The sequence below is a fragment of the Caldisericota bacterium genome (genome assembly GCA_034717215.1).
GTDB lineage: Bacteria > Caldisericota > Caldisericia > Caldisericales > Caldisericaceae > UBA646.
This window is the reverse complement of the sequence record JAYELD010000138.1, coordinates 1-5,728: the sequence shown is the minus strand read 5'-3', so window position 1 is coordinate 5,728 and position 5,728 is coordinate 1. Positions and strand designations below refer to the sequence as shown.

At 34.7% G+C, this 5,728-nt stretch carries 6 protein-coding genes; 4 read left to right on the top strand and 2 right to left on the bottom strand.

The annotated features are described in order from the left end of the window. The coding region (locus tag U9Q18_05830) for an HrcA family transcriptional regulator (GenBank protein ID MEA3313877.1) at nt 1–429 on the top strand (429 nt) is incomplete at its 5' end. Further along, a complete protein-coding gene (gene mtaB / locus U9Q18_05825; protein MEA3313876.1) occupies nt 429–1,664 on the top strand; it encodes a tRNA (N(6)-L-threonylcarbamoyladenosine(37)-C(2))-methylthiotransferase MtaB in 1,236 nt (411 codons plus the stop codon). The genes U9Q18_05830 and mtaB, both read left to right, overlap by 1 nt. Here mtaB and U9Q18_05820 read toward each other — a convergent pair. Then, nucleotides 1,659–3,077: a radical SAM protein gene (locus tag U9Q18_05820; protein MEA3313875.1), complete on the bottom strand. Its 1,419-nt coding sequence runs from the start codon at nt 3,075–3,077 to the stop codon at nt 1,659–1,661. The two genes, mtaB and U9Q18_05820, sit on opposite strands and share 6 nt — an antisense overlap. Before the next feature lie 210 nt (nt 3,078–3,287). Here U9Q18_05820 and U9Q18_05815 point away from each other — a divergent pair, with 210 nt between their 5' ends. Both U9Q18_05815 and U9Q18_05810 read left to right on the top strand, forming a co-directional pair. Next, nucleotides 3,288–3,896 (top strand): MFS transporter, encoded by a 609-nt coding sequence (locus tag U9Q18_05815; GenBank protein MEA3313874.1) that lies wholly within the window; start codon nt 3,288–3,290, stop codon nt 3,894–3,896. 68 nt (nt 3,897–3,964) lie between these two features. Next, on the top strand, nt 3,965–4,450 hold the full coding sequence (locus U9Q18_05810; GenBank protein MEA3313873.1) for a hypothetical protein: 486 nt from the start codon (nt 3,965–3,967) through the stop codon (nt 4,448–4,450). Between the two features lie 11 nt (nt 4,451–4,461). Here the strand turns inward: U9Q18_05810 and U9Q18_05805 are convergent, their stop codons facing one another. Further along, nucleotides 4,462–5,691, bottom strand: coding sequence for an amidohydrolase family protein (locus tag U9Q18_05805; GenBank protein ID MEA3313872.1), 1,230 nt, complete (start codon nt 5,689–5,691; stop codon nt 4,462–4,464). Nucleotides 5,692–5,728: the final 37 nt, after the last annotated feature.

The following is a 5,728-nucleotide window of genomic DNA, read 5'->3' as shown; positions in this document are numbered from 1 at the left end:
TTTTCAGAAGAATTCAGACAAGAAAACATAATTATAAAAGCTTTTTGCCAATTCCTAGAAAAAGAAATAAGAAAAAATGCAACAAGAGAAATTTACATAAAAGGCATTGCCAACCTTCTTTCCGCAAGAATTACACTAGCAGAAAAAAAGGTGGAGTTTCTTCTGAAAATACTTGAAGAAAAAAGATTAATAGAAGATATTATTGAGGATGTTCCATTAAAAGATAATCTTGGTTACCTCATCGGAAAGGAAAACAAATTACCCCAATTATGGGATTGCAGCCTTATTACGGTAAAATACACAATAAAAGAAATGGAGGGTATGCTTGCTTTAATCGGCCCTACTCGAATGGATTACATTAAAGGTATCTATGTGTTAGAACAAATAGCCGATAACCTGGAAGAGTTTGCTAACAAAATTATGCCATAATGCGCGTAGCAATATATACCTTAGGCTGTAAAACAAATCAGTATGAAACAGAGTTAATTAGAGAATCATTCGAAAGCCATGGCGACACAGTTGTTTCATTCCATAACAAAGCAGATTTATATATTATCAATTCCTGTGTGGTAACAAGTAAAGCAGAGGCAGAAACGAGAAAAGCAGTACACCGTGCAAAAAGAACAAATCCAAATGCAAAAATCATCATAACAAGTTGCTTTGCAAAGCTTCATCCCGATTTTAAAGAAAACAATATCTTTTTATACTCAGGAGAACGTAAAAAGATAGCTGATTTCCACTACAATAATACTTATTCTCCAGTATCACTTCAAGAAGAATCAATAAAAAGATTTTCAGGACATACACGAGCCACAATCAAAATAGAAGAAGGATGCAATAACTTCTGCACATACTGCATTGTGCCGTTTGTAAGAGGTAGCGAGATAAAAAGCAGAACAAGAAAAGCCATATCAAAAGAAATGCAAGAACTTTCAAAAGCAGGATACAAAGAAATTGTACTTTCTGGCACTGAAATCGGCAAATATGGAGAAAACATTGGAACATCTTTGGCTTCACTTCTAAAAACACTAAAAACGATAGAGAGAATTGAAAGAATAAGAATTAGTTCTATATATCCTACAGCCATAACAGATGATCTTATAAAGGAATTAACTCCGCCTGTAACACCCCACCTTCACATTTCCCTTCAATCCGGAGATAACGAAGTGCTAAAAAGAATGAATAGAAATTACACAACAGAAGAATACCTAAACATTATAGAGAAGCTAAGAAAAAAAGATCCAAACTTTTCTATCACTACCGACATTATCGTAGGCTTCCCGGGAGAAACAGACAATGCATTTTTAAACTCAGTATCAATTGTAAGGAAAGCACATTTTTCTAAAGTACATATATTCAGATATTCAAAAAGACCTTTCACTCCTGCTTATTTTATGAAAGAAACTGTCTCAGAATCACTAAAAAAAACGCGCGCAGAAAGACTACTGCATGCAGTAAATATAGAAAGAATCGCATTTAAAAATAGATTTCTAAACAAAACGGTTAAAGTACTTGTCGAAGAAAAAGATGGAGTGTATTACACTGGGTTTACACCTTACTATATTAAAACAAAATTTATAGGTACAAATATAGAATTAGGAAGTATTGTTCCCGTTTTAGTTGAAAAAGTAGACGCCAATTACCTCTATGGGAGAATCCTATAGATAAACTTTTTTATGCCTTGAAACATATGCCGGGCCCTGTTCTATCATCTCCTCAATGCATTTTTCTCGTTTTCTTTTTCCGCGCAATTCAATAAGAAACTTTAAAGCAACAGGAAAAATTTTCACCAACCGATTAGGCCTTAAATAAAAAGAAATATACGCCTTCTTCAGCAAATATTGCAATTCATAGAATTTAAGATATTTTGTTTTTAGCACAGCATGTGCACCATCGTAATATTTCCAGTTCTTATGTATTAGCAAATTTTCTCTTTCAGCGTCTGCATATAGTCGTGTTCCGGGAAAAGGCGTAAGAATAGAGAATTGTACATTTTTTGGATTAAGAACTTTTGCAAACCGTACTGTATTTAAAATCATTTCTTTTGTCTCCTCTAAACCTCCTATGATAAAGCTTCCCCAGGTTGCTATTCCGCATTTTCTAAGAAGCTTTACTGCTTTTACAGAATCATCAGAGAAAATTCTCTTGTTATAAGCATCAAGGATTTTCTTACTTACACTTTCTATGCCTAAAAATATCATTTTGCATCCGGATCTTGCCATCCATTTCACCATCTCTTCATTCCTTAAAACTTCGTCTACTCTGGAAAATGCCCACCAGAATACATTCAATTTTCTTTTTAATATTTCTTTGGATATTTTTATAACCCTTTCAGGATTTAGTGTAAAATTATCATCAATGAATGCAAATGCATTGTATCCATATTTTTTCATTACTTCTTCAACTTCATCCACTACATTTTTGGGACTCCTCGTTCGCCATAATAACCCAAAGAATTGGGAAGACGAACAAAAATAACAGTTGAACGGACATCCTCGCGTTGTCAAAACATTTGTTATTGGACGTCCAAAGAAACGTGTAATTTTGTACTTATCCATAGGAAGTAAATCTCGTGCAGGAAAAGGTAGCGTTTCTAAATCTTTTATAGAAGGTGCAGAAGGCGTACGAGTAAATTTTCCATTTTTTATAAAAGAAATACCATTTACTTTTGTAAAATCAGAATTATTTGCAAGCGCATCAACAAGATTTAGCGTAACATATTCTCCTTCACCTCTTGCAACATAATCTACCATGCCCATATTTAATGTCTCCCTGTCAAAAAATGCAACATGCGGGCCACCCATAATTATTTTGCAGCCATAATATTTCTTAATTTGTTTTGCAATTTTCATTGCTACCGGATATCGATTTGTGTCACAGGATATGCCTACAAGACCCCAATCCTTTTCAGAAAGTAATTCCCAAAGATTATCTTCTACATTAAGATCAATAATTTTTACAGTATGCCCATTTTCTCTCAACACTGCAGCAATATAGGCAAGCCCCAGAGGAGGGAGTTTTATATCAATTGCATCATACACCCCCTGTGCAGGAGGATTTATAAGTAAAACATCCATATTATCATCTCTTAGAATAATTATAGCATCAATTCAAAAACTTTAAATAGTTTAAGAAAGTTTTATGATTAAAACTCCTGTTTTCTACATAAAATATTTACTTGACACTCTGCTAAAACACATGTATTACTTCACCTATAGCTTTAATAATTCTCATATTAAATTAATCAAAAATATTGACACAATTAATTGATTCTATACAATACACATATGATCAAAAAAGAGCAGCTTGCTAATTCCAGATATCAATTATTACTTTATACGATGGGACATTTCACTGTAGATTGGTACTCGGGAATGCTAAAACCACTACTTCCCTTAATAATGACACAATTTGCACTCTCTCAAGGCAAAGTCGCAATGATCCCATCAATCCTTGGTGTGATTGTTGCATTCACACAACCCTTAGGTGCATTGCTTGGAGTACATTTTAAAGAAAAGAGAATGCAGATAATAAGCATTCTTCTTGCATCAATATTTACCCCTCTCATAGGAATCGCAAAAACCATTCCACTACTCTTTGTATTCCTGACTATTGGAAAGATTGGAAACTCATTTTTTCATCCTAATGGAGCTTCTTCGGTGGGAAAAATTGCTTTTAAGCGTAGTCACACGGCAATGTCACTGTTTTCAATAGGTGGAGCATTAGGATCAGCTGCTGCGCCCATAATGACGATTTGGTATGTTAAAAAATATGGAATTTATTCAATGCCAGCCCTTGCTAGTTTTGGTATAATTGTTGCCATTATCTCATTTCTATTTATTAAAAAACTAAAAAAAGTCCAACCGATATACCTCAAGCAAAAAACCTGGGTCTAAGAGAATCTCTAACAATTCCTGGAGTAAAAAATCTTGCACTAGTAATAACGCTACGAACCATCACTATTATGGGCATCTCAACGATGATACCACTATATGTGCGACAGCTTGGATATGATATTATATGGGGAAGCTATTTTCTCACAGCAGCAGCATTCTGCGGTATATTTGGCAATTATATAGGAGCCGTATTTGCAGATAGAACCAGTCCTAAGTTAATAAATATACTTTCAACAGCTATTGCGCCAATACCTGGTATAATAATGCTTTTAACAGATAACATCTATGCAACGCTTGTGCTGTACTCAACCATGGTATTTGTTCTGTTTTTTACAATGGGGACAAATATATCTTACATGCAAGAACTTCTTCCTAATCGAAGAAATATAGCTTCCAGCTTAAGTATGGGAATATCGTGGGGAAGTGCAAGTCTAATTCTTATAGGATTAAGCTACCTAATCGATATTATAGGATTGCACACAGCAATGTTTATTTCCTTAGCCGCCTTACCTATTGCTACTGTAGTATCTTTTAAATTAGTAGATGCACATTAGAAGAAAAGTTGCTAGTTAACAAATATTCCTTCCTTTTTGTACTTTGCAATTAATTTTCCTTTTCTAAACACAAGTCTGCCAGGCCTTATTCTTAATGCCTCCGACTCGTTCTTTGCGAATATAATATTAAAATCGGCTGTATTCCCAATTTTTATCCCATAATCGTCAAGTCTCATGATCTTTGCCGAATTAAATGTTATCATATCGTAAATAATTTTTGCACCACTGGTAGAATTATATTGAGCTTGATAAGCCATAAGCAAACCATAATCAAGAGGATCCCCAGTGCCATATAGATGGAAGCCATCACATATTGTATCCTGAGCAGTTGCAACATTTACACCTGCTTCTACAAGCTCCCTCACCCTTGTAAGACCTCTCGTCCTAGGTTCAGGGTCAACTCCCATAATAGCTAAAACTTGTGGATTAACACAAACATTAAAATCAGCTAATTTTAACAACTCAATAACTTTTGCGGCATGAGCATCATCCTGATAAGCAAGAGAAGTGCAATGTCCCCCGGTTACTCTCCCTTTGTAGCCTTCTTTAATGCTTTTCAGTGCGGTATATTCTAATGATTGGACACAAGGATCTTTGGTCTGGTCTATATGCATATCAATGTCTGCCCCATACTTTTTAGCAATCTCAAAAACAAGGTCGACATGTTTTCGTGATTCGCCCATCATCCATTCTGCTGCTGGCATACCACCAACAACATCTGTTCCCATATCCATAGCTTTGTACATAAGCTCTTCTGTTCCTAAATCCCTAAATATTCCTTCTTGAGCAAATGCAACAAGCTGGACATCAGCAATATCCTTTGTCACTTCTTTTGCTTTAAGGCAACCCTCAAGTGCTGTCAGACCCCCAATTGTATCAATGTCTACATGGCCTCTTATCTTTGTTGCACCAAATTTAACAGATTCTTTTATTGCTCTCTCTGCTCTTTCTTGTACATCTTCGGCAGTGTAATTCCTCTTAATATTATGCATTATTTTTATAGATTCCTCAAGAGTTTCTTCTTTACTGGATCTTCCACAAAAAGCAGTATAGGCTTTGTCAATATGAAGATGCGTGTCAACAAAAGTGGGAGTTACAAGATTTCCTTGAGCATCAAAAACTTCATCGGTATTAAATTTTAAATCTTTTCCAATACTAACTATTTTCCCATTAGACACCAATATATCAACAACTTCCTCCCTATTTCTGAGCTTTGCATTTTTAATTAATAAATTTTCCACACAAATACCTCCTTGATAAAAGTTTTTAATTTTATAA

Coding starts and splice junctions, on each gene's coding strand:
- mtaB (MEA3313876.1), top strand. CDS start 429: ATGCGCGTAGCAATATATACCTTAGGCTGTAAAACAAATCAGTATGAA.
- U9Q18_05820 (MEA3313875.1), bottom strand. CDS start 3,077: ATGGATGTTTTACTTATAAATCCTCCTGCACAGGGGGTGTATGATGCA.
- U9Q18_05815 (MEA3313874.1), top strand. CDS start 3,288: ATGATCAAAAAAGAGCAGCTTGCTAATTCCAGATATCAATTATTACTT.
- U9Q18_05810 (MEA3313873.1), top strand. CDS start 3,965: ATGGGCATCTCAACGATGATACCACTATATGTGCGACAGCTTGGATAT.